At 44.2% G+C, this 26,869-nt stretch carries 9 protein-coding genes; 7 read left to right on the forward strand and 2 right to left on the reverse strand.

Translation table 11 applies throughout. The features are described from left to right. Positions 1–435: 435 nt before the first annotated feature. From R7E29_RS06725 to R7E29_RS06740, 4 genes are all read left to right on the forward strand, one after another. Positions 436–1,734 carry a hypothetical protein gene (locus R7E29_RS06725; RefSeq protein ID WP_054576104.1) on the forward strand — a complete coding sequence of 433 codons (1,299 nt, stop codon included), beginning with the start codon at positions 436–438 and terminating at the stop codon, positions 1,732–1,734. A 7-nt stretch (positions 1,735–1,741) separates the two neighbouring features. Further along, a complete protein-coding gene (locus tag R7E29_RS06730; protein WP_224721233.1) occupies positions 1,742–2,689 on the forward strand; it encodes a formyltransferase family protein in 948 nt (315 codons plus the stop codon). A 146-nt stretch (positions 2,690–2,835) separates the two neighbouring features. Further along, complete coding sequence (locus R7E29_RS06735; protein WP_054576103.1) at positions 2,836–3,450, forward strand: phage tail protein; 615 nt, start codon at positions 2,836–2,838, stop codon at positions 3,448–3,450. Between the two features lie 315 nt (positions 3,451–3,765). After that, the gene (locus R7E29_RS06740) at positions 3,766–13,203 is read left to right on the forward strand and encodes an Ig-like domain-containing protein (protein ID WP_374041328.1); all 9,438 of its coding nucleotides are present in this window, start codon (positions 3,766–3,768) and stop codon (positions 13,201–13,203) included. 514 nt (positions 13,204–13,717) lie between these two features. Here the strand turns inward: R7E29_RS06740 and R7E29_RS06745 are convergent. After that, positions 13,718–15,121 carry a PLP-dependent aminotransferase family protein gene (locus R7E29_RS06745; RefSeq protein WP_054574689.1) on the reverse strand — a complete coding sequence of 468 codons (1,404 nt, stop codon included), beginning with the start codon at positions 15,119–15,121 and terminating at the stop codon, positions 13,718–13,720. A 360-nt stretch (positions 15,122–15,481) separates the two neighbouring features. Here R7E29_RS06745 and ampC point away from each other — a divergent pair, with 360 nt between their 5' ends. Next, positions 15,482–16,633 carry a class C beta-lactamase gene (gene ampC / locus R7E29_RS06750; protein ID WP_005373435.1) on the forward strand — a complete coding sequence of 384 codons (1,152 nt, stop codon included), beginning with the start codon at positions 15,482–15,484 and terminating at the stop codon, positions 16,631–16,633. A gap of 94 nt (positions 16,634–16,727) precedes the next feature. Further along, a complete protein-coding gene (locus R7E29_RS06755) occupies positions 16,728–17,372 on the forward strand; it encodes a CatB-related O-acetyltransferase (protein WP_085569132.1) in 645 nt (214 codons plus the stop codon). 335 nt (positions 17,373–17,707) lie between these two features. On the opposite strand, the gene R7E29_RS06760 is transcribed toward R7E29_RS06755, so the two are convergent. Beyond that, entirely contained in the window at positions 17,708–18,682 is a 975-nt protein-coding gene (locus tag R7E29_RS06760) for a peptidoglycan DD-metalloendopeptidase family protein (protein ID WP_053304503.1), read from the reverse strand. A 253-nt stretch (positions 18,683–18,935) separates the two neighbouring features. Between R7E29_RS06760 and R7E29_RS06765 the strand changes: the two genes are divergently transcribed. Further along, positions 18,936–26,869: hypothetical protein (locus R7E29_RS06765; protein ID WP_318082595.1), on the forward strand; the 7,934-nt coding region annotated here is incomplete at its 3' end.

The raw sequence follows: 26,869 nt of genomic DNA on the forward strand, positions 1-26,869 counted from the left end.
AAAATAACTGCCGACAAAATTATTTTAATTTCAATATTATAAATAGTTGGCTTTATACAATGGATATTGGCTTTTTCTGCCTGTTAAATGGCTCTCATATTACACCACACTTGAGTGCCGCGCTTACCTCTATTAAGGAGACTGCGTGGCTGCCATATGTCAAACGATCTTGTCATCGAGGGGATTGGCAAGCGCTTGCCTTAGAAGAATCATATCGAAAGGCCTATTACCCTAACTATTTACTACTCTCTGAATTTACAGGATTGGAACTGTTTTTATCTCAATTTTTCTGCCCAATTTTGTCAGTACGGTTTATGAAATTAGATCCGTGAGCTCAGATATTATAACGCCGAGCTTATGGCGTATGTTTTTCTCAAGTACAGGCTTGTTTACATCATTCACTACTGCTAAAGCGGCAATTGAGGTTCATGAATTATGCAAAAGGGCTCACCTATAGAATTCTACCAGCAACGTCCTCAATCTCGTGAGACGATCGGTGTTGAAGAAGTGCAGCAACAAACTCAACAGTTTGGTTTTGCTGAACCCGAAATGGATGAGCTGCTTAAGTACTCATTACGGACTCAACTTGAGGCTATGCTCCAAACCCAACTCAGCACGGCTGAACGCCGACGACAACTGAAAGAGAGTTTCGCTGCGGCAGTTGAGCTCGTATTGAAGGAGACGAAAGTTGAGCACCGAACACTGGTGCAAGCCTTTCAGACCATGTATGGCAACGCTTGCCAATCTCTTTCTCTGGCTAAACTCACTCAAGAGGAACTGACCCGACAGTACATTTCCACGTCTGGGCTGGTGATGTCCCCACTTAACTGTAAACACACCATCAAAGATGTGTACCGAATTAAAGGCTTTGCGTGTGGTATAAACAAAGCTATCCAACATATGCTTGCCAACAAGTCACAGGTTAAAGTGCTTTATCCAGCTTGCGGCCCCTTTGCACCATTGCTGCTGCCTTTACTTGCTCACTACAAACAAAGTGATCGAATTAGCGCAGAGCAGCTTCAGGTGACACTAGTAGATATTCACCCCGGAGCCATTAAAGCACTCAATCAATTGATCGCGGATCTCGATATCGCAGACTACATTGAAGCCTTAGTGGAAGAAGATGCTACCCAATTTTCGCCAACTCAAACGTTTGATCTCCTGATACTTGAAGCGATGCAGCATGGCTTTAGTCGGGAAGGGTTCCTCAGCATCGCGAAACATTTGGTTCAATATTTACATATTCAAGGCGAAATGATCCCCAATCAGGTATCTGTGCGCGCCATGATGGTCATCGGGGAGACGGAATTTAATCAACAATGGGAAAAAGCAGAGTATGCACATTCCAACCATTGCCAGCCGGAAGCGATCGATGATCGAATTGATCTGGGAGAAATTCTTAACGTCAATAAAGCCATGTTGCTCAGAAGCGAGATTTTTGAGCTAGATGGTGGAATAAAAATGCTGCAAGGCAACACCATTGAGCTGCCGAAAGATGTGCCAGATATGGCAAAACGTATCCTCGCCATTTACAGCCATATCGATACTTACGGAGATGCGATGGTCGGACAATACGACTCTGGTATTACCCATCCTAAACCCGACATGACTTTTTATGTGGATGCCAAGCCCAAAGCTGTTGAACACCATTACTTTGAAGCGAAGGGAGGGGATAAGGTCAGTTTCTATTATCAGTTAACCGGATTGCCAGGTTTTGTCGCCACCCATGGATGATTTCGATATGCAGCAAAAATACGTCGTTTTTACAGGAAGTTGTTACGCCTTGCCCATCATTCAGTTGTTGGCACAACAGCATAAATTGGCGGGCGTGGTAGTACCGGAAGGAGAACTAAATCCCGACTTACAGCAGCTACAGAGCTATCTGAGCGCTCAATCGATTCATATTGCTCAGTATACCGCCAATGACAGCAGTGCTTTGATAGCGCAACTCGATGTTTGGCGAGTCACGGATGGCGTTATCTATTTGTTCAGGCACATAGTTCATTCCTCGCTGTGTCAGTTTTTCAACGGAAACTTGTACAACATTCATCCGGGAAAGCTGCCCGAGTATCGAGGCCCGATGCCTCTCTATTGGCAATTAAGAGAGGGTTTAGACACCTTTAGCCTCACCCTGCATCGTCTTGAGGCATCGGCTGATTCCGGCGCTATAGGAATGGAGTTAGAGGTACCATTTCACCCGTTTGAGACCTTAACCAGTGCTCAGCAAAAAGCGTCACAAATGACGGCTAAGCTGATGTATGACTTCCTCATCGCGCAACAAAAGCAAGGGCTGGTTTGGCGTGAACAAGTATCAAACCCCAACGAAGTGGCACGAGCAGTAAACCAACATGATCTGCACCTTCGTTGGAACGTGCAAACGAGTCGCGAAATCGTCAACTTAGTGCGAGCAGGCAATCATGACTTCGGTGGTGCGATGTTGAGCTTGCCAAGTGGTGTCGCCAATGTTTTGCAAGCAAGCGCAATGGAGACTTCTTTAGTCGGTGTTGAGGCGGGGAGAATTCTCGAGATCAGCCCACAACATGGGTTACAAGTGAAAACGTTAGATAGCGCCATATCAATAGATGTTATTGCTACACCGCAAGGCGTGTTTTCGGGTTATCGCTATGCGCAAATGGCTGGGCTAGATGCTGGGATGTCATTGCTCCAGCACGCTTCTGCTTGTGAGTAAATAAATATCTCAATACGGCTCTTTGCGGCAGTGATGAAGCCCGTAACGGTATTTAGTAATGCGAGATTGGAAAGTTTTAACCAACCACACCAATTTCGTTATGGGCTGGTTTTAACTTAAGTGTATACGTTGAAAGGAAGAACAGTATGGCTACAGAACCGTATCTTGGGACACTAACCGCATTTGGTGGCAATTTTGCAATTAGAAATTGGGCAATGTGCTCGGGGCAAATGCAGGCAATTGAAGATAATCCAGCGCTCTTCTCTCTAGTTAGCACTCTATACGGAGGTGACGCCCGAACTACCTTTGGTTTACCTGATTTGCGTGGCCGCAGTCCAGTTGGTGTAGGCACACGACCTGGGGGGATGGATTATCATCAGGGAGAAAGATTGGGTACTGAACTGGTAACTATTGATATAACTCAAATGCCAGCACACTTACATACGGCAATTTTTACCCCTCTTGGCACTTCTGCACCTGTAACAGGCAGGATGAAGGTTGCTACCAATGCTGCAAATACACAGGTACCCGATAGTAATTCGTATATAGCGCAAAACTCTACCCCCGGGTTCTATAAACCGACGTTTCAGCAACCAGATTTGACCGAGATCGAAGGCTTAAGTGTGTCTGGTGGTGGCTCGGGCGGAGGTACTGTAGCTGTGACTGAAACAGGCGGTTCAATGCCACTTAATATTTTGAGCCCGGTATTGCCGATTAATTGGTTAATTGCCACTGCGGGAGTATACCCACCACGCAGCTAATCAACCAAGAAAGAATTGGCTGAAACTATCGCTAATCCTTTCCTATAAAAAAATTAAACATTTAAGTTGATTATGATAACCCGGCTATGTTGATAAGGCCGTCATCTTCAGGAGAGGAAAATGAGATTACGTCGTCAGGTAGCGATCGCAATTACAACAGCATGGGTGTCCTCAGCGTTTTTTTCCGATGAAGCCTGGGCTGCACAGCAAACGATTAACTACTCTAATGGTTCAGGTTCCAGTTTTAGTGAGGTGGAGACCGGCGTCACTGGGGGTATGCCCTCGGTCACTCTTACCAATGCAGGTGCTGTGTCTATGGTATTAGATGCCGGCAATAGCACTGATAGCACTCCGTTTACTGGCCTAAATGACCTCGGATTTGTAGCTGGTGTTCTTTACTCAAATACCATGATTAATGAGTTCAACAATCGTGGCTTCCGCTTTTTTGAGAAATCAAGTACTAACTTCAGTTTCGACGAAATTACCTTTATGCAGGGGTCGGCGCGAGACTCAGATAAAACGTATCAACTTGTGTTAACTGGCTTCTCTAATGATACTCAAACAGTGACCGAAACTGTCACCTTGCCAAAAGGTGGTGAAGCAAACTCAGGGTTACAGGACTTGTTTACCCTGACCCGTGGTACAGATTTTAATGATTCGGCATGGCAGGACGTTGATACAGTGACTATGGCGTTTACCCGAAGTCCGGGTGCTGACTCTCGTTATCTTATCAGAAGTATCAAGATTGATGACGCTGCGGTTTCAGACTCTACCGCGCCTACTTTTGTCAGTGCGAGCTCAACCCCCACTGATGATGCAACCAATGTTTCTGTTAGCAACAACATCGAGATTGCCTTCGATGAAAATATTGAGCTGAAGAGCGGCAATATTACCATTCGTAATGTTACCGACAGTCGCGACTTTGAAGTATTTAATGTTGCCACCGAAAGCGATGGCAAAACAACATCACCAGGCGCTGGTCGCATCAGTGTTACCAACAATAAAGTTTACTTAAACCCAACCAGTGATCTGGCAGGGAACCGGACCTACGCCATTCATATTGAATCCAGTGCCGTGGCTGACAGCGCAAATAATAGCTTCGCTGGGATCAGCGATGATGCCACATTTAACTTTACGACAGTCGATACTACGCCAAATGCGCCATCTACACCCGATTTAGATGCTAGTTCGGATACCGGGTCATTAAATACTGATAATATTACCAGTGACACTACACCAACGTTTAGTGGGACTTCTGAGAGTGGATCGATCGTTACTTTATACAGTGATCAAGTCGGTGGAGGTGCAACGGTTATTGGCACAGGCACTGCTACTGGAGGAAACTGGCAGATAACAACCAATGAGTTGGCGTCTGGTATTACACATGCAATAAGTGCTAAAGCGTCTGATAGCGATGATAATGTTAGCTCGGCATCCAACGCGTTAAGTGTCACCATTGATACAATAGCACCATCCGTAGTGAGCATTACCACGCCGATTGAGGCTGACAGTATCGTCAACGCTGCAGAAGACAACGATGTGTTGATCGCTGGCTCCGGCGCGGAAGCAGGCAACAGCGTGACCGTGACTATCACAGACAATAACAGCTCTGTCAGTCGTACGGTGACGGCCGACAACTCAGGCAACTGGACGCTGAGCGGCAGCGAGCTGGATGTCAGTGGCCTGAACAATGGCACCCTGACGGTGTCTGCAACCCAAGCAGATATAGCAGGTAATATCTCCACCGCAGCTAGCCAGAGTGTTACCCTAGACAATGCAGCCCCATCAGCAGTGACCATCACCACGCCGATTGAAACCGATGGTATTGTCAATGCGGCAGAAGACAACGACGTACTGATTGCTGGCTCCGGCGCGGAAGTAGGCAACAGCGTGACCGTGACTATCACGGACAATAACAGTTCTGTCAGTCGTACGGTGACGGCCGATAACTCAGGCAACTGGACGTTGAGCGGCAGTGAGCTTGATGTAAGTGCGTTTAACAACGGCACCCTGACTGTGTCTGCAACCCAAGCAGATATAGCAGGTAATACTTCTACCGCAGCCACCCAGAGTATTACTCTGGACAATGCAGACCCATCTGCTGTAATCATCAATACGCCGATTGAAACTGATGGGGTCGTCAATGCGGCAGAAGACAACGACGTACTGATCGCTGGCTTCAGTGCGGAAGCAGGCAATAGCGTGACCGTGACTATCACGGACAATAACAGCTCTGTCAGCCGTACGGTGACGGCCGACAACTCAGGCAGCTGGACGTTGAGCGGCATTGAGCTTGATGTCAGTGGCCTGAACAACGGCACACTCATAGTTGCTGTGACGCAATCGGATACGGCGGGTAATACCTCCAGAGTGACCACCCAGAGCATTACCTTAGATAACGCCGCACCATCAGCTGTGACCATCACTACACCGATTGAAACCGATGGTATTGTTAATGCAGTGGAAGATAACGATGTGTTGATTGCTGGCTCCGGCGCGGAAGCAGGCAACAGCGTGACCGTGACTATCACGGATAACAACAGCTCTGTCAGTCGTACGGTGACGACCGACAACTCAGGCAACTGGACGTTGAGCGGCAGCGAGCTGGATATCAGTGGCTTGAGCAATGGCACCCTGACTGTGTCTGCAACCCAAGCTGATATAGCAGGTAATATCTCCACCGTAGCCACCCAGAGCGTAACCCTAGATAACGCAGCGCCATCCGCTGTTACCATTTCCACGCCGATTGCAATCGACGGTATCGTCAATGCGGCAGAAGACAATGATGTGCTGATTGCTGGCTCCGGCGCGGAGGCTGGCAATAGTGTGACCGTGACCATCACGGACAATAACAACTCAGTCAGTCGTACGGTGACGGCCGACAATACCGGGGCTTGGACGACTATTGGCAGTGAGTTTGATGTAAGTGCGTTTAACAACGGCACCCTGACGGTCGCGGCGAGCCAGAGCGATGCGGCGGGCAACACCTCCAGTATAGATAGCACAACAATTACGTTAGATAACGTGAGGCCAACTGTTTCTTTGAGCAGCTCAGACCTTGATTTGATCTCTGGCGAAACGGCGAGTATCACGTTCACCTTAAGTGAGTCCTCAAGTGACTTTACTGAGTCAGATGTCACCGTCACTGGCGGCAGTTTGTCTAACTTTGCGGGCAGCGGTGACAATTACACGGCCACCTTTACGCCGGATAGAGACAGTACAAGTACAGCGACGATTAACGTGGCGGCAGATTTCTTTACCGATGCTGCCGGGAATAGCAACACTGCTGCGCCTCAACTGTCTATAACCGTTGATAGTTTAGTGCCGAGTGTGACTATCTCCAGTGATAAATTGGCGCTGAAAGCGGACGAAACGGCGACCATTACCTTTACCTTAAGTGAAGCGTCGAGCGATTTTACCGAGGCGGATATCACGGTTAGTGGCGGTACTTTGTCTGGTTTTGCTGGCAGTAGTAGCAGCTACACTGCGACCTTTACACCAACGGAAGAGAGTGCGACGAGCGGTACTATTGAAGTTGCCACAGGCACATTTACCGATGCCTCTGGTAACACCAATAGTGCAGCTACACCACTTTCCATCAGCGTCGATACTGTGCTTCCAACCGTTAGTATCACTAGCTCCAGCGCTGCGTTGAAAGCGGGTGAAACGGCAACACTCACGTTTACCTTGAGTGAAGCCGCAACTGATTTTTCCGAAGCCGATGTGACCGTGGCTGGAGGAACTCTTTCTAACTTTGCGGGCAGTAGCGCCAGTTACACGGCTACCTTTACACCTGCAGAAGAAAGCACTGAGGATGCAACTATTGATGTTGCAGCCGAGAAATTTAGCGACGCAGCTGGCAACCTCAATACAGCAGCGACTCAGTTGTTGATCTCAGTGGATACGGGGATCCCGACTGGACATAGCATCAGCATTGATCAGGAGAGCATTAACAAAACCAACGAACAGGCGATGAGCTTTACCTTCGCAGCAGCTGAAGTGAACGCGATGTTCACTTATAGCGTGACCGACGGTACCACGACCATTGACGGTGCTAGTCAAACAATTTCTTCGGAGACCATGCAAGTAACGGGCATTGACGTCACTATTTTGCAAGAGGGGACGTTGACAGTAAGCGTGGTGGTAACCGATGCCGCAGGCAACGCATCTGATGCAGTGACGGATACTGTGACCAAACGCTACGATGTCGCGCCAACGGTAGTTGATGATAGCTTCTCGACTGAGGAAGATACGGCGAAACAATTTAATCTGTTAGCCAACGATTCCGATGTTAATGATGACATGGTCGCTTCTTCTACAACGATTAAAACGCAACCAATTAAAGGTCAGGTGTCGATCAGCAACGGCGTTGTTACCTATACGCCAAATAATAATGAGACAGGCACAGATAGCTTTACCTATACCGTGAAAGATGCCCTGCTGCAGGAGTCGCAAGAGGCGACAGTGACCGTCACTATCATGGCTATAAATGATGCGCCAGTCGCTAAAGCGCTGACCATCAACACCGACGAAGATACCGCAAGCGCAGCAGTCAGCGCGCGTAGTCAAGCGGAGGATGTTGAAGATGGCATCCCAACGGGTGATTTATCGTTAGTTAGTTTGCCTCAAAAAGGACAAGTAGCCATTGATCAAACTGTAGGCACTTTTGTATATACGCCGAATCCGAATGAAAATGGTAGCGATAGCTTTACTTACACGATCGCAGACAGTGAAGGCGGCGTTTCTCTTGCGGCCACGGTCAGCGTCAATATCGGTTCCGTCAATGACTCACCAGTAGCGGAGGAAGACAGTTTTACTTTTGATGAAGATATCACATCGACACTCGATATTTTAAGTAACGACAGTGATATTGAAGATGGGTCATTCACCCCGAGTAGTATTACCCTGCAAGATCTTGGTCAAGGAGAGGGGGTATACAGTTTTGCCACGGTCAGTGTCAATGTCGATGGGACCTTAAAGATTGTGCCAACAGCGAACGTTAATGGTCAACATAGCTTTACCTACATGCTAACCGATAGTGGTCAAGCAGCCTCAATGCCTGCAACCGTCACGCTCAATATTACGCCAGTGAATGATGCCCCCGTTGCTGTTGATAACAGTGCACAACTACTAGAGGGAGGCTCCTTCGAGGTCAATGTATTAGGCAATGATAGTGATGCCGATGTTGGAGACAGTTTTGAACTCACTAGTGTCACAGTCGTCGATACGCCAGCACATGGCAGTGTGAACGTGACGGCGTCAGGAGCGATTGTTTACAACCCCAATGAGAACTACTTCGGTGAAGATAGCTTCACCTATACGGTGGCAGACTTAGCAGGTGCTGTATCTAACGCCGCAACAGTGACCATGACAGTAACACCAGTCAACGACGCACCAATGGCGCAAGCACAGTCACAAACGCTTGATGAAGACAATAGTTTGGTGATCACGCTGGTTGGTTCAGATATTGATAACGATGATGACACTCTGCAGTATCTTATCACTGAGCAAGTCAGTCATGGCGTGCTAGAGCAGTTGACCAATAATCGTTGGCGCTATACACCAGAAGCGGACTTCAATGGCTCCGACTTCTTCTTGTTCAAGGTCAACGACGGTGATCTCGACTCGACAGAGGTTCGTGTCGATTTGACGGTTAATGCAGTCAACGATACACCAACCGCGACCAGTGTCAGTGCTACGGGAGAGGAAGAAATACCGCTGACCATTACTTTAAATGGTAACGATGCAGAAGGCTCATCTTTGAGCTATCAAATTGTAAAATCGCCAGTCAACGGTAATGTTACCGTCACAGGCAATCACGCGGTTTATACGGGTAACAGTAACTTCTTTGGTCAGGACAGTTTCACTTACAGCGTAAGTGACGGAGAGCTTACCTCTGTAGTGGCGTTAGTGACCATCACAGTGAATAACGTTAATGACTCGCCAGTGATTACGGGTACTCCATCGGCGCAAGTGGATGAAGATAGTGTGTATCAGTTTGTGCCCGCCGCATTGGATAATGACCCAGCGGATACTCTGACCTACTTGATAGCTAACAAGCCACCTTGGGCTACATTTGACAATACAACAGGAGCGCTTTCTGGCACGCCAAGTAACCGTTATGTGGGGACTTATCCAGATATCGTGATTAGCGTATCCGATGGCACTATTTCTTCCTCATTGTCAGCGTTTTCGATTACTGTGAATAACGTTAACGATGCACCCGTTATCTCTGGCTCACCAGCAACACAAGTGAATGAAGACAGCACCTATTTGTTCACGCCACAAGTGTCAGATGTTGACAGCCAAGCCTTCACCTTCAGTATCGTGAACAAGCCATCTTGGGCTAGCTTTGATGCATCAACAGGCACGCTCAGTGGTACTCCAGATAATGGTGATGTTGGCAAATATCAGGGCATTGTTATCTCGGTTTCTGATGGTCTCACGACAACAATGCTCAATAGATTCAGTATTGTGGTTAACAATGTCAATGACGCGCCGATGATCAGTGGCACTCCTGCTCTTACCGTCAACGAAGGCAGTACGTATCGCTTTGCACTGCAGGCATCGGATGTTGATAGTAGTAGCTTGAGCTTTTCAATCCGCAATAAACCATCATGGGCAACCTTTGATAGAGTAACTGGGTTGCTAAGTGGTACGCCGGCAAATGAGCATGTTGGCAGCACCAATAATATTGTTATTAGTGTCTCAGACGGTGAGCTAAGCACATCTCTAGCAGCGTTTAGCATCACGGTAATCAACGTCAATGATGAGCCAGTGGCGGTTAATGATACCTATGTCTTTACCGAGAGTAACGATGGTAGCTACTTATTGGATGTACTCAGCAACGACAGCGATATTGACCTAGATACATTACAACTGGAATGGGTTAAACCTACATCTGGAACGGCAACGATTGTGGGCAGTCAAATCCAATTGGTAACGACCTCAATTGGTACAGTGGCAGTGCAATACAGTGTGAAAGATGGTAATGGTGGAAAGGCCACCGCGAAAGCAATCGTGACAATTAAAAGTGCGCAATTGGACGCACCAACAATAGTCGCACCTTCAGATATCGAAGTGAACGCAACTTCGCTCTTTACTAAAGTTGCATTAGGCTCTGCTGTGGCACGAGATAGTACAGGCAAGCTATTACCTGTTTCATTGGTCGACAGCACGACCTTTTTCCGACCTGGAACTAATACGGTCTATTGGCGCACTCAAGACTCTGATGGAAACGTCGCTGAGGCTAGTCAAACGGTAACAGTGTATCCACTGATAAGTATCTCCAAAGATGCGCAAACCACGGAAGGCACCAATCATAGCGTATCGATACACCTTAACGGTCCTTCGCCGAGCTACCCAGTAATCATACCTTATACGGTTTCAGGAAGCACGGACAGTGATGACCACACGCTCACCTCTGGTGAAGTGGTGATACCTAGTGGTACCGAAGGCAAACTTTCGTTCGAACTACTTAATGATGGACAAAATGAGGGCGTTGAAACCTTAGTGATTGATCTGGACAGCACCCTTAATCTAGGTAGTAAGCGTCGTTACACCTTGACAATCTTTGAAGAGAATGTGGCTCCGAAGGTCATGGTAAGTGTATCTCAGGCGGGGGAGCAGCGGAGCCAAATTGAAAATGGTGTTGAACCGGTCACAATCACGAGCAGTGTTAGTGATGCCAATATGTCCGATATACACAGTTTCAGATGGAGTAGTGATAGCGATGTACTTAACCAAGCGATTGCGGGGCAGATGTACAGCGAAACATTGACTTTCTCTCCGCAATTACTGAGTTCAGCGATTTACAATTTGCAATTGACAGTTACTGACAATGGCACTCCACCATTATCAGTGACACGGAATGTCTATTTAGAAGTGGTAGAAACATTGGCGGAGCTCGGGAGTGAAGACAGTGATGGCGACTTAATCCCGGATGATCAAGAAGGTCATAATGATAGTGATGGTGATGGTATTCCTGATTATCTTGATGCAATTTCTGACTGTAACGTAATTCAACAGGTTGTGTCAGAAAAAGATCGCTTCCTCATTGAGGGGCAGCCAGGTGTCTGTTTACGCAAAGGAATAACCATTCTGACTAACGCAACAGGAGGAGCTTTATTGCTGGATGAGGAGCTTCCTAAAGATATCAACATGAAGAGCATAGGGGGAATCTTTGATTTTGTAGTAACTAATTTGCCGCTGCCCGGCCAAAGCTATCAATTAGTTTTGCCTCAGCGTTTACCTGTTCCAGCAAATGCAGTGTACCGAAAGTATAACGCTGAACAGGGGTGGATAGACTTTATTGAGGATGCTCAAAACACAGTTTCTTCTAGTGCTGGCGAGGCTGGTTATTGTCCGCCACCAGGGCACAGTTCATGGTCACAGGGTCTGACTGAAGGTGACTGGTGTGTACAACTTACCATTGAAGACGGTGGCCCGAACGATGATGACGGATTGGCTAATGGCAGTGTCGTTGACCCTGGCGTCGTTGCCGCTCGTGTAAGCAATAATACACTCCCTCAAGCGATTGACGACAATGCGTTTGTTAGTCTCAATGGTACGGTGACGATCGATGTATTGAGCAATGATACCGATGCTGATGGTGATGGGCTGAAGGTAAGTCGCGCTTCTGTAGATATTGGTAGTGTTAGTGTGGTTGATAACAAACTAAGTTATGTCACTCAACCACAGTACTACGGGGAGGCTTTGATCACTTATAGCGTAACGGATGGTAATGGTGGAACGGGATCGGCGAAGGTGACGGTAAATGTGGTAAACAGTCAGAATCCGAATGCGGTGGACGATAATATTACCACCGATGATCGTACCCCTGTCACGGTTTATGTCCTTGCTAACGATACCGATCCGGATAACGACACATTGAAGTTGGTTTCAGTCCAAGCGCAGTATGGGCAGTCGGTCATGAATGCAGATCAGAGCGTGACCTATACCCCTACCTCAGGGTTTGAAGGCAATGATGTGTTGACATATATCATTCAGGATAGCCAAGGCCTGCAAGACGCGGGGAAAGTTATAGTGACCGTTAAGTTGGTAAGAGATGTAAAGGTTGAAAATACTTCAGCAGGATCATTGGGTGGCATAGTGTTGATGCTTTTGATTTTGTTAGGAGCCATGCAACGTTATGGAAGAAACAGTGCTTTAGCACTAATTGCTGTGTTTAGTTTTAGTAGTCAAGCGGGTTGGTATGTTGATGTTCAAATGGGGTCAAGCCATGCAGATGAGCGTGATGCTGTTAAAGGTGATAACGTAATCTCTACTGACAACACCGGGCTCTATCGCTCTGTCGGGTTTGGATATACTTTTTCTGAGCAATGGTCTGGAACTATTCGTTATATTGATATGGGTGAAGGTAGTGCTACATTGCGTAGTGCTACTACTTCACCAGAAGACTATCACGCCAATGTCGCATCGATAGCACCACTCCTTGTTAAGGGCATGGGCTTCGACATCGGTTATAAGTTCTGGCAATACAATTCATGGTCCGCAAAACTGAGTTTGGGGGGCTTGTTCTGGGAAACCGATATTGAAAGTACGTATCAAGGCAGCAAGATAACGACGGAAGTGGATGGTTTTGATGGATATATTGGTGCAGAAGTTGGCTACAACTTCTCAGATAATTGGGAGATCGGTGTCCAAGGCGCTCGTTATTTTTTACATGAAAATGATGTTGATATAATTGCGCTACAACTTCGTTATTTTTTTGAGCCGTTAGCAGCGTATTAACTTATGGTTTGGTATTTTTCGATAATTTATATCCCAATTGCTCATGAAGCGGTATGGTAAATCACTGGAGATTAATGTCGTGATTGTGCTCTTTATTATGTAGGTCAATAGTCTATAACAAATCCTTAATTACCTTGAAGTCTTTTCTTCTTTAACATCTAGCGAAAGATAGTGTTTTGATAGAGTGTTAAACAGAACTTACGGTTCGATATTAGAAAAATAAGGTTCATTGAATGCTCGATGTGAACTTAACTTAAAAGAAGATGATTTACGCAATAGGGTTGTTGGTAGTGCTGCAAATGTCAGCGTGATACGTCGCTTTACTTTGAACCTAGTACGTTTACAGGCGAAGAAATATAGTGTTGGGGCTGAAGCCAAACCAAGCGTGTCAGAGCGACACAGTTCGTATTGAACCCTTATTGGGTTGAAAAGCGTTCCACGCTGGCTGTCGCCCTGATGCTGATAACTGCGACGATAAATTGATACCGAGCAAAACGATAATTTTATATCTGTTTTAATCCAATATTGATTGAATAATATCAAATGCTTTTTCTATTTTTTGGGTAGGAATAATGCCAAATCCAAATAAGAGGGCATTAGAATGATTGTTGATAGAAAAATGCGATGATGGGTAAACCGCTACATTTGATGAAGCAAATTTATTCATCATTTGTGTCGCGCATCCCGATACTTCAGCTGCTATATGCAATCCACCTTGGCTTGGAATACGTTGTAAGCAATCTATGTTGTCAATTAATTGAGTTAGCTTATTATACCTTTCGCTGTAGATTTTATTCATATTGAGTAAATGGTGAGAGAAATGACCGTCACGCATGAATTCGTCAAGTAGGATTTGAGACACTACAGATGTACTTCTTCCCAAGTGCCATAACATATTTGAAATTGGCTCTATTAAAGACTTTGGCGGAATCATATAGCCAATGCGTATGCCGGGAAATAGTATTTTAGAGAAACTGCCTATCATAACGACGCAGTCATTTTTGTCTTGTGACTTGAGAGCTTTCTTACTGGTATTGAGATAGTGATATTCCGAATCATAATCATCTTCGATAATGATTGCGTTATTAACTTCTGCCCATCTCAGCAGTTCTAACTTCCTGTCAGCTGAGTAGCTAAAGCCTAAAGGGAACTGATGACTAGGCGTTGTATAAATAATTTTGGCATTAGAAGGGATTGATTCAACGACAACACCTTGGTCGTCCATCGGCACGGAGCCTATTTGCGCGCCAAGTAATCGAGCTTGATTTCGAAAAACAGGATATCCTGGATCTTCCGTCGACACGAGATCCCCGGGAGAGAGTAATGTAAGGAGAGTCGTCATTATTGCCTGCTGGCACCCTTGAGTAATGATGATGTCTTCAGGGTCACAGATTACGCCTCTCGAGTGTCTCACATACTCGCAGATAGACTCTCGTAAACAAGCTAACCCTTGCAAATCACCGCCATGTGCAAACTCTGGAGTTAATGCATTGAGCCTACTCAGTCTTGAGTGTCGCCAAATATGCTTTGCTATTCTCTGATGATCAGGAACGCCTAAAGTGAAGTCATAGTCTAGATTCTTTGGTGCGATGATCTCTGGCTTCTTCGCTGCGTTAGTGCCAAACACCCCTAGTTGGTAGTGTTTTATTGGTCTCTTATCTTGATTCACCGTTTGTTCTAGAGCATTACTTACGTACGTGCCAGACCCTGCCTTTTTTACTATCCACCCCTCGAACTGAAGTCGCTCATACACCGAAATGACAGTGTTTCTTGCTATGCCTAACTTTTTCGACAGCATGCGAGTTGATGGTAATCTCTCATTTGATCGTAATCTGCCTTCTAATATCCCTTGGTATATCTCGGAGTAAAGTTGTTGGCTGGTGACTTTTCCAGTTTCGAAGTGTAGTGAAAATGGCATCGTTTTCTCTGTAGACGTTGAAAAGTGGTTCTAAAGCGTTGTGAGGATGTGGATCTGTATATACCAAGTATATCTACCTAGTATACCGTTATCGTGATATGGAGAAAGCGTAATTGAGTACACTATTTCCCCATTTTGGAAACGGATGTTACTTACATTCGTATCTAACCGGCCTACCTATCAACGGTGATCAGGTTTAGACCTGTTTATATCGCACTAAAAATTTGAAGACACAGTGTTATTCATCGAGGGTTAACGATTGGAGTTCTTCAAGTCAGGATTACTTTTATATAAAAAGTTAAAAGCCTTGGAATAAACTAGAAATTAATTATAAGTTAAAATTAAAAAATTGAGGGTTCAATGAAGTTAAACAATGCCTTGCTGGCCATTTTATCGCTCACTTCTTTCGTCACGTTTGCGAAAACGGAGTTAACGGTTAGCAGTCAATTAAAGAGCGTAGTTGATGAATGCGCTAAAGGATTAATCAACGAATACGACATTCCGGGGTTGGCTGTTGCAGTAACGATTGATGGTAAACGTTATTTTTATAATTACGGTTTGGCTGACGTAAGTAAGGGGAGTTTAGTCACCAACGACACAATTTTTGAACTCGGCTCTATCAGTAAAACTTTTGCTGCTACTTTGACTGGGTACGCCCAAGAAAAAGGTAAGCTAGACATGGATGACAAGGTCAAAGATTATATTCCAGAATTAGAGAATAGTGCTCTGGGTAATACCAAGCTAGTTAATGTCGCCACCTACACTGCAGGTGGTCTACCATTGCAATTCCCTAGCGAAGTAACGAACGACGCTGAAATGATGCAGTACTACAAAACGTGGAAACCGGAGTACGAAGCCGGTACTAAGAGGAAGTACTCAAACCCTAGTATTGGTCTATTTGGCTACATCGGTGCCTTGAGTATGAAGTCAGACTATACGGAAATGATGGAAACCGTCATCCTGCCTGAGCTCGGTATGACCAATACCTTTGTCGATGTACCAAAGGATAAGCTTAACAACTATGCTTTTGGTTATAGTTCTGAGGGAAAACCCGTTAGAGTTAATCCAGGTATTCTTGATGCACAAGCCTATGGTATTAAATCAACAAGCTTAGATATGCTTCAATATATCGAAGCAAATATGGGTCAAGCGCAACTTAATACTGATATAGAAAATGCGCTAGAGAGAACTCATACTAAGTATTTTGATACCGACACGTTTACACAAGCCGTAGGATGGGAGGGTTATGATTACCCCGTTTCACTTTCGCAATTATTGAAGGGTAACTCCAGCGATGTAATTCTCAAAGCTAAACCGGTTCAAGCAAGTGTATCTGGTACTCTCGGTCGTGACGTTTGGTATAACAAAACGGGCTCAACAGGTGGCTTTGGGGCATATGTCGCGTATGTACCCTCTGAAAAAATAGGCATAGTGATTCTGGCGAATAAAAACTACCCTAATGCAGAAAGAGTAGAGGCTGCTTACCATATTATTAGCTCAGTGGTGAAGTAAATTTTAGTGGTAATAGGCACTACGTAATTATTAGAGCTTATTTAGATACATACTATCTGCAGTGTTTTATTCGATAGTATTTATAGGAGTATTCATGAAAACTAAGCATTGGTCTAAGGTGACTTTGCTACATGAAGCTGTTACGAACCCAAATATAACGATTAAAGGTAAACATAGTTATTACAGTGATTGTTGGGACGCCGGTTTTGAGGAGTCTGTTGTAAGATATCTACAAGGCGATGAGTTCAGCCGAGATTGGGAACCAAAATGGAAGATTGATAAGTTACATATAGGTGACTTTGTCTGTATTGCAGCGGAAGTTGTGATTGTTATGGGGGGAAACAGTACACATAGAGCTGATTGGTTCTCCTTGTACCCATTTATGGACTTTATTGAAGAAGCGTACGTCGGGAAAGGAGATACTCATATTGGCGATGGCGCCTGGCTCGGTATGCGATCCATGATAATGCCGGGTGTGACTATCGGAGAAGGAGCAATCGTTGCGGCAAACAGTGTGGTGACGAAAGATGTTGAGCCTTACAGCATGGTTGCGGGGTCACCAGCTAAGCATGTCAAATATCGCTTTTCTCGAGAGACGATAGACGAACTGCTTGCTCTTAGGATATATGATTGGCCTGATAAGAAAATCGACAGCCTGAAGAGATTTTTATGTTCAGACGATTTAGAAGGGCTGAGAAAGGCAAGCGCTGAATATGATAGAAACCATTCAGCATCATGACAACGTCACCATTTAAAAGGTCAGAAAGAGGCCATTGTTGGGCCTCTTTGTATTAAATATCTAGCCAATACAATGAGTAATCATTTTATTCTTTTATTGATTTTTTATGTGAATATGATAACGGCGCGTACCACTTGCGTTCAAGAACAAGAGGACAACGTGCTTGGTAAAGGGGAAACCGATGGAATATCGGGAAACTATAATTATTAAGAGCCGCATGTAGCGGCTCTTTTTGATCCTGAAATTGGTTAGTGGCGACAGACTACGAAGCGCTCAGAGGGTTACGAGGACTCGCTTCAGATAAATGAAGAAAGAGCGAATCGAAGTGGATGTTGTTACCTATTTGACTGCTCATACCGTTGCCATTCCGCTGTTAACTCTGCTTTTTCTTTTCTCGCTGCAATCAGCATTTCTATATTTACGTCAGTGTTTGGGTGCCTTTGAATGTATCGCTCGTAATCAACCGGAACACCATTGATGTGCAGTTCAAGATGTAAATGCGGCCCTGTTGTTCTTCCTGTGTTACCCGTTTTCCCTATCACTTGTCCTCGGCTGATCTTCTCACCAACATGGACGTTGCGCTGAGATAAGTGTAGATAGCGTGATACAGAGCCATTTGTGTGGCGGATATTAATGTAGTTGCCGGCAAAACGGTTGTAGCGGGACTTTAAAACGATGCCATCAGCAATACTACGAATCGGTGTACCTACAGGTGTGGCATAATCAGTGCCTAAGTGCGGAGTCGTTATATTGGTCACTGGATGTGTTCGCTTTAAGTCATAGTCAGAGCTCACTCTGTAGTTTTTATCAAAGGGTGAAGAAAACATGAACTGATTATTTATCGACACACCATGCTCATCAAATACGTTGCCGTGACCATCATTGATAATAAATAAATCAGTTTTACTGCCTAAATAGTAAAAAGAACTAATGTAAGTTTCATTTTTACTATTTAATTTAGTTCTTAAGATAAAGTTATCACCTCTTTTAATAGAGTCAATAATATTAAACTTGCTTTTGATCAGTGCTAATAGCAAGTTGATCTCTTTTTGACTCACTCCTGATTTTAATAATGAAGCGACAAAAGAGTATTCAACCACACCGATAGTGATTTTTTGCCTACGAGTATTCTTTTTAATTGGTGGCTGCACATTCTCACTTTCGAATTCTAAAGGCTTGATGGTAGGTAGCCTATCCACAGGAGTGAGGAAGTAGTGAGAAAGCGATACGCTAATCAATATGATTAACGCAGTAGTGATAAGGGCTACGGTAGGAGCTTGCACACTCCTTTTTATTATTAAAATAGTCATTAGTTTTGTTGATTTATCAATACTGACAGTTGTGCGTAGAGTATAATATTTTAAATAAAAACTAGCATTAAAGCATGAGTAATTCCTCTGTTTTAACTAAGTTAATAATTATAGGATGTGATAATAATTTTAATAATTCAGTCAAAGTGACGGTTGGCTTGGTGTTTATGCCTATTTTGTTGGTGTTAATGTCACGTTGAGAAAATATTTTTCAATAATATAATCTCGGGAAAATATATTTTGCCAAATTACTATGTTCGCTAAAAATACGCTGAAATTAACATTAGGTCTTACGCTTACATCTCTTTTATTGAGTGCATGTGGTGGTGGTGATGGAGGAGACAACACACCTCCAGCTAGAAGCAAAGGAAGCATTTCCGGTATGGTGTTTGACGCCCCAGTCAATGGCGCCAAGATTGAGGTTTTCGAGTTCAAAAATGGAAACTTAGGTCGGAAGTTGGCTAACACGACGTCTGATGCCTTCGGAAACTATCTGCTAGAGTTTGAATCGTCGTCAATGCCTCTTTTTGTTGTTGCAAAAGAGGGGAGTTATACCGATCCGTTTACAAATGAAACGGTATCTGTGAGTAATGCGAAGACACTTAAATTTGAAGGTGTTGTGAACTTTAAAGAGGGGAGTGAGCAAAAGTTAATGCTTACTCCGCTGTCGAACTTGGCAGCAGGCTTGGCAAAGTACAAAATTTCTCAGGGGGCCACAGATGAAAGTGCCTTTTCAACTGCTTTGGATAGTATCAATAGCATGTATGGCTTTGACGTAAATGAGACCAAACCTATTGATATTACCAAAGGTGGGCAAAGCAGCTTTGCTAGTGTAGGGCATCAATACGGCGCTTTATTAACAGCATACTCGTCTTACTCTTACGATCTTATTAAAAAATACGGCAACAGCGATAACGTCTACACTTCGATGCACTTCGCTGACATCCAATATCGGGATGTTATTGCAGATGGTGTTCTTGATGGTCTTGAAGTGAGCCAGACTTCCGGAGCAGTGACTCCCCTCAGCTTTGGACAGAAAAAGATAAACAGCGACGTTTATACACGTGACTTATCTCAACATGTTTTGATCGTGGTAAACGACCCAAGTATCAATATTTCTGGTACTGATGCTGCCGACTATGTCGACTTTAGTAAGAAGCTTAATGACTTAGGTACATATGGCAGTACAGATGGCGTCATTCCACCGCGAGATGGGACGGAGATCGATACCACAGCGCCTATCGTGACACGCATTGACCGTGATGTACTTGCTGGCACCGATAAAGTTGATCTAAAAATTGTTGATGACATCGGTGTAGAAGACGTATCCGCCTTTATTCAGTATCAGATTAATGGCTCTTGGTCTGGTGAATTTCAATGTAACGACATACAAGATTTTGGAAGCACATTCTGTTCGGTTGAATTTGATGATTTTGAAGTTGGCCTTCGAGAGACCAACGTTAAAGTTAACATTAATACCAAAGAGATCGATAGTGTAGATATGAACCCTGCCACAGGGCTCTCAAACGTAACAGCAGCACGGTTAGTCTTATATACAGCGGATGTACTGGGTAATGAGTTAATTCCAGGCAGCCATTCGGGTCTTCATATCAACTTTGAATGGGATAACGATGCGCCTGTTATCGATATTACATCGGCGAGTGCAATTAATAACCAACTTAAAGAATACGTTCTGAAAGGGGTTGTAAAAGAAAGCTCGCAAGAGATTAGTTCGGTCAGTATTTCATTTAAAGATGGCTTACATGAGGGCGTCACATGTTCTCCTGTCACTGTAGAGTCTGGAAATGCTTGTGAGTTTAGTAAGGCTTACCCAACTGATGAATTCCTATCTACGACGGTCTTTGAGGTTCGAGCGAGGGATAGCAAAGGCAATACGGGCTCTGCGCAGCATGCAGTAAGTCGTGACGATCAAGCGCCAGCACAGACGATAACCTATCCTGAAGGTACCTCAATGACGTACGTAAATGTGGGTTTAGATGGTGAACGAACCACTTACGATGGTATCTACTCTCAAGATACGTACACCCCAGACAATGTTCAAGCAAGCCGCGATTTCCTGAAGATTGATTATGCGTACGCAAGTTTAGGGATTCAGAACTCATTAAAAGGGATAGATTTTAGTAACTTCAACGCTAATTTATTGAAAGAGAATAAAATCCCTTATGTTCGTGTGAAAGTTTCAGACGTAAACACCGATACGGTTTTAGGCTCCAACGCTAATAAGCTTAAGCTCGTCGTCAAGTACTTCGTAAGCCAAAACAACGATAACAACTACTCACTTCAGCAAGTTATTGACACAACCGCATCCGATGACGATTACATCGCAAAAATTCCGCACGAAACGCTGTTAGATAGCAATGGGCGAGTAGAGGATGTCATCTATTACATTCCTTTTGTAAGAGATATTTTGGGTGACAGCTTTAAATCGGTATCAGAAAACAGTAGTCAAAAGTTAGTCATTCAAACCGTCGATGAGTCTGATAACGAAAGCACTCCAAGAGAAGTATATTTTAGAAGTAGCTTTGACCTACCAACCATAAAAGTGGTGACACCATTTATTGGTGCGCGAGCTCAACTTGAAGGGTTGAGCCCAAGTGGTGAATTCACTTCACTTGCAAGTTGTACCACTATCCAGCAACTGGAAAGTGACCAGTCTATGGCTCTTGACGTAGCGAGCTGTGAAACCACAACTGACGTAGTGAATTATGATTTCATGCGTGTTCGTTTAATTGGTATCGAAGGTAGTGAGCCATACTATTACCAATGGAAAAGAGATCCAGGGACCAAGAAAGTAACGGTTGACTTAAACAAGGCCAATATTGGTGTGTATTTTAAGCTCAAAGGTTCTCAAACTTACTATATTACTGAACTATCGACATATCAGACTGGTTTGTTTGATTTCCAGTGGGATCAAGTGACAGCGGGAGAGAAAACTTCAGAACGTGCGATTCAAATTCTTGATGAGGTGCGCTACGCGTTATCAGGTACGAATAACAACTCATTCTTTGGGTTTGATCCAACGGTTGTGTCTTATGCAACCAATGAAATGCTTACGACTAAAGCGATTCCAGACAAGCCATCAAATGACTATCTACACCGATTCCTTGTTGAAGCAATTGATAGTATTGCCGAGAGAATGCCAAGAAATAACTCATTAGATTTTGCATCTGCTATTTACGATGATTTTAGCTACGATGGAAAAGCAAATGGTATAGGGGCCGGAGGAAGTCAAGTTACGCTCGATTCTTACACGTTTGGCGCTGAAACTTACCGAAAAGATCTGGCGCAATCCTATTATGAAATCATGGCGAGCAAATACGGTATTGAGACCAATATCGCGCAGCTCTATGCTGATGATATTTCGATGGCTAATCCTGACTTAAATGGTAAGAACATTTTTGATACAGAGGGTAGCAGTATCGATACCTTGCCGCCGCAGCCAAAATTAACCATTGAAAGCGGTAGAGAGACGATGGTTGGTAATAGGCTTTATATCGCTGGCGAGGTTGTTTCTAAAATTGTCCTAGACGATCCTTCTGGTATTGTAGGAACCGACGCTTACGGTCCGAAGTTTAGCACGATGTGGTATCAAGCTAATGAGCCAAATATTGAAATACCACTGGACATCAACATCGTAGAAAACTCAGACAGCAGCAATGCTTATCGAAAAGAGTACTTCTTCACCCTTAACTCCCAGTCTAGTGAACTAAAAGATATTATAGAGTTTGCCGTGGAGACCAGTGCTATGGACCCACATGGCAATGCGTATGGTTACAATGGTAAATCTCCGTTTATAGAATCGGTGTTTATTGATAACGACTTCCCTAAGGCCAGTTACCTTCCACCGAATGATGTCGATGGTAAACCTGTAGAAAACGGTATTTATTTAAATGCGAACAATACTCATGAATTAACCTTCAAGGTTGAGGATATTGTTGGTGATAAGCTTGCCTCGAGGGGCCTTGTTTTCTACCAGCAAACCGGTGAAAAAGTAACATACACACCAGAAAACTTTGCAAGTAACTCGAAAGACGCGTTTAAAGTCAAACTATGTACGGGAGAGATTTGTTCAAATCAAGGCTCTACGATTTATCCTGGTGATGGAGATTGGTTAGTTGTTGCCGCAGCAGAGGACAACTTAGGTAACTCCGTTTCAGAGTTAACTAGCACCGCTCCGAGATTCAATATTCGTATCGACTCTGAAGCTCCTATTGTAAAAAGTGAGCAGGTTCAAAGCCGTTTAGGTGGTAATAACCAATGGACACCTGTCATTGATTGGGGGACGTTAAGCTCTGGCAATAACGTAAAAATAGATTTGCGCCGCGGATCTGGTCAGGCTCTGACATTAGAAAGCTGTGACCCTCTAACAGAGGAGTGTGACGTACCATACCTAGTTGGTGAACAGCCTGACGTCAAAGTCCAACTGGTTTCAAAAGCATTTGATTACGATGAATGGAATGAGTTTTACGTCACTGCGACGGACAACGCTTACCCTGCCAATGTTAGTACAACAGGGAAATTTACCTTCCAAGTCGATAACAAAGGCCCTGAAATCATCCTAAACACGCCTTGGGTTGAAGACACATTGTCTAAAGAGAACTATGTCATAGGGCGTGAGTTCAATGTGCGATTTAAATCCGTAATAGACGATTCAGACCTTGAGCAAGTCTCGCTGTATCAAAGTGGTAAAGATTCGCCAATTAAGACAATTGTGCCAACGGATTCATCTAAAGAGTTTGTCATGTCTCTTATCAAGAGTGACACAGATAAAATAGACATTTCTGAAGATGAAAAAACAACGTCATTGTATGTAAAAGCAACCGATATATATGGTTTTGAGTCTAGTTCTAACACGCACAAGGTTATTCTTGATCGTGATGGGCCAACATTAGGATTAAGTGGTTTCAATGCGAATGACTACTACTTAGGTAACTATGTCTTTGACCTAACGGCGCTAGACCTAAATGCTAACGGTGATGTTTCAATTAATGGCGTAAATAGAGAAAGCCTAGTGTATTGGACGTTTAGCGATCTGGAACCATTACCTGGCTCTCCTGGTACAAAAATCAATGAGGATCTCAAAGTGAGCCTTGGTGATTTAGGTACGGGTACACACAAGATTCGTTTAAAAGGGTCTGATGTTCGTGGCAACACAACCTTAACCAGTGATGAGCAAGATTTTACCGTCAAAGTGTACAACTCAATCCCGCAGGTGACGCTGGCGATGAGTTACACGGATGGAACGCCAATTACAAACAACACCATCTATCAAGATGGGAATATCGTACTTACGCTTGATATTGTTGATGATAGTGGCGTTGATCGAATTGACTCAACGTATAGATTCTCTGGAGAGCAAAACGGGACTAACTTTACGTTCTCAGAAACCGCAGATGGCACTTGGACTGCAACGTTGCTTTCTACACAAATTGCCAAAGATGGTAATTATGAACTTGATATCAAAGTTTATAACAAAGTTCGTTACCTTGATGAAAAAGACCGAAAGGTTGGAAAAGTAAACCAAACCTTTAGCGTACAGCGTGAAGGCGTGGTTCTAACAGTTGAAAGCCCGCTGGACTTCCAAAATTACTTATCTGATGGTGTTCTTGATGTCACCTTTACTACATTGAGTGCGGTCAAGGCCAAAACGTTAGAGTGTTGGGTTCGTGAAGAATACAACTCTCTGGATGCGCCACCAACTAATGAGCAACCAACTTCTGGTGTTATCAACGTATCGCAAGAACCTTACAGTTGTAGTGTCAATGTTGGGCAAAACATGACGAAAGCACCTGTTACTTTGATCACTAAAACCTTGGGTACAAATGGGCGTGAAACGATCAACAAGTTCAATTTCTCGATGGTGGATATTGATGCACCGACAGTCGTAGATGGTAACTCATACAGTTTTAAAGGAAGTGATGTTTGGTTTGATGAAGCTTTGAAGAAGAAGATGCTCACATTTGAGCTCTCTTTTAATGATGCTTTATCAGGCGTGAATACCGAAAGTTCAGATGAATATCCAAAGTTGGTTCGTAATCTTGGCAACAAAGCTTATACACCAACGACTTGTGCCAAAGGTGTTGGAAATATCAAGTGTACGTATTCTGAATCCTATGCCGATATTATTGATGGCCTGAGTACAACTCAAGAATACAAAATCAAGAACTTATCTGATTTAGCAGGAAACTTGACGCCAGAGCACGATCTATTGCTTGAATTACCTAAAGGTTCGGTAGTCGTTGAAATTACTGATCCGGTTGGAAACACAACCATTAATGGTCAGCAGCTTGTCGCCAAGTTCAGAATTAAGCTGTATGAAAACTCTAGGCTAGACAATGTGATGGCCAGATTTGGAACGGAATCCTACAACTATAAAGATAATCCGGAGAAGTTTGCACAATTAGAGGTGTGTGCAGATGATCCAACCTACAAGTGTTCAACATTTACAAGTGAACTTCCTAGCGATGCGGATGGAAAAACGATCAGGACAACGATTACAGCAACGGATGTTTGGTCGAGAGTCGGTGAAGCGACCGTTGATATTAAAGTTGACAATACATCTCCAAGTGTTGGCGATGAGATTATCGTAACTGAATCGCCAACAAATCCAGATAATGTTCGTTTTCGTTTCGACATAACGGACACTGGTAGCAGCCTGGCAAAAGTAAACTATTCGGTTTTAAACCCAAGCTATCAAGAAGAAAGAGTAGAGGATGGGAACGGTTCATCTACGTACTTTGAACTATCAAAATCTCAGTTAGAGGGGCGTGGTTCAATCACAGTTGATATCAAAGCAACAGATAGTGTTGGGCTATATTCAGACATCAGAAAAGTCATTGATATTAGTGTTCCTAAAGTCACGATTGATTTCGATGGAATTACGAGTTTGCAGGGTGGGAAACTGTTTTTAACCAAGGCGAGCCAGCCGTTTACGGTATCTACGGTGGAAGGAGAAAGAGTGAAAGCTTCACAATACTCTGTGGAGCTTATTCCAAGTCTCGGTGATTCCTTACGTTACTCTGGTGATATTGTTTCATCCAGTGGCAATGGAATGATGAACTTTGCCGTCGATAACCAAGGGGCATATACCCTTAAAGTGACAGTGACGGACTCAGTTGGAAGAGAGAATACAAGCTTTGAATTACTAGGAAAAAGTTATGATGGAAAGGTTATCGAGTCTATTGTTGATTATGACGCTCCAAGTATTTCCGGCTTAAGTGCTAATCAAACCTCTAAGGTGCCGACAAACGATAAGTATCAACTAGAAATTAGTGCATACATTACAGATAAAAATTTAAATCTCGTCACGTCAAAAGCGGTGAGTGGTGGCAGCACTGTGGCTCCTCAAGCGATTACTGAGCCGACAACCGAAGCGGGGCCTTATGTCATAAGCTATTTGTTACCGAAAGGCGATCATACGATCACGGTGGCAGCAACAGACAAGGTGGATAACAAGAGTGAAAGTTCTATTGACGCGCATGTGGAAGCGGCAACCGTTCCCGGGCTAAGTATCTCTACCGCCTCAAGCGCCCCTCTTTTTGGAGGCGAAGAGATTACGCTTGCGTTTAACTTTACAGAAGAAGTTACGAACTTTGATATCTCAGATGTCCATCTTGTCGCTAGTGATAGCGGTGCAACAGGAACGTTAAAACAAGATACTTGGTCGACTTCAGACAATATTACGTGGACGGTTAACTATGTCAGCCCAGAAAAACAAGATAAAAATATCACTATTCAGGTAGAAGACAATAGCTATCAAAGTACCAACACAATTCCTGGAAAAGGAAGCAGCTTAAGTATCGCGGTTGAAGGAATCTTACCAAAACTAACCAATGTGACATTTAACCCCGAGCATCAGAGTGTGGGTCAAAGCGTGAATGTATCGCTTGAGTTTGATAAAGAGCTCCAAGAGGCGACCGCTACGCTTGGCGGCAATCGCATTAGTTCTCTGTCAGCAACGGCAGATAAAAAGGTCTGGGTTGGTGATGTACAAGTTCCGAGCACCGCGCTGTTAAGTGTCGACTTGGTTGTTAGTCAATTTAAAGATTTGACTGGCAACATAGGTGAGGATAACACCGCTCACGAATTACCGATCACGCCAACCTTAGCCATCACGCCAGTGGGCAATGTGGATGAAACGCATGCCGCCACGCTACAATTCGAAGG

The sequence above is a fragment of the Vibrio sp. Vb1729 genome (assembly GCF_033338655.1).
GTDB classification, from domain to species: Bacteria; Pseudomonadota; Gammaproteobacteria; order Enterobacterales; family Vibrionaceae; genus Vibrio; species Vibrio alginolyticus.

Bases quoted from the DNA above. Each gene is read 5' to 3' on its own strand.
- R7E29_RS06725 (WP_054576104.1), top strand. From the start codon at position 436: ATGCAAAAGGGCTCACCTATAGAATTCTACCAGCAACGTCCTCAATCT.
- R7E29_RS06730 (WP_224721233.1), top strand. From the start codon at position 1,742: ATGCAGCAAAAATACGTCGTTTTTACAGGAAGTTGTTACGCCTTGCCC.
- R7E29_RS06735 (WP_054576103.1), top strand. From the start codon at position 2,836: ATGGCTACAGAACCGTATCTTGGGACACTAACCGCATTTGGTGGCAAT.
- R7E29_RS06740 (WP_374041328.1), top strand. From the start codon at position 3,766: ATGGTATTAGATGCCGGCAATAGCACTGATAGCACTCCGTTTACTGGC.
- R7E29_RS06745 (WP_054574689.1), bottom strand. From the start codon at position 15,121: ATGCCATTTTCACTACACTTCGAAACTGGAAAAGTCACCAGCCAACAA.
- ampC (WP_005373435.1), top strand. From the start codon at position 15,482: ATGAAGTTAAACAATGCCTTGCTGGCCATTTTATCGCTCACTTCTTTC.
- R7E29_RS06755 (WP_085569132.1), top strand. From the start codon at position 16,728: ATGAAAACTAAGCATTGGTCTAAGGTGACTTTGCTACATGAAGCTGTT.
- R7E29_RS06760 (WP_053304503.1), bottom strand. From the start codon at position 18,682: ATGACTATTTTAATAATAAAAAGGAGTGTGCAAGCTCCTACCGTAGCC.